Source organism: Aminobacter sp. MET-1, from assembly GCF_026521175.1.
In the GTDB taxonomy this organism is placed as follows: Bacteria; Pseudomonadota; Alphaproteobacteria; order Rhizobiales; family Rhizobiaceae; genus Aminobacter.
Genome location: NZ_JAMSHL010000161.1, coordinates 1 through 246, shown reverse-complemented (window position 1 = coordinate 246; position 246 = coordinate 1). Strand labels below are relative to the sequence as shown.

At 51.6% G+C, this 246-nt stretch carries 1 protein-coding gene; it reads right to left on the bottom strand.

Translation table 11 applies throughout. The features are described 5' to 3' along the window. Positions 1-23: 23 nt before the first annotated feature. A partial coding sequence (locus tag NDO48_RS29465) for a hypothetical protein (RefSeq protein WP_267322951.1) occupies positions 24-246 on the bottom strand: 223 nt, incomplete at its 5' end.

Below are 246 nucleotides of genomic sequence, written 5' to 3'. Positions count from 1 at the left end.
CTGTAGCGGTGGGCGGCGCGACTTTATGGTGTTTTTGCTGACCGTACGGTCGATTGGTGAAAATTGAAAATAAAAGTACAAATTGCATGAAGTTGTACAGTTCGGATGTGCAAATCATCCTTCTCCTGCCTCGATTCACTGGCTAAGCTCAGGCATCCAGATACCCGTTCGAGGTTTCCCGCATGTCGCCATCCGCCCCTGCCATTGCCCGCATGATCCTCGATGGCTTCGACGATTACCGTGAGC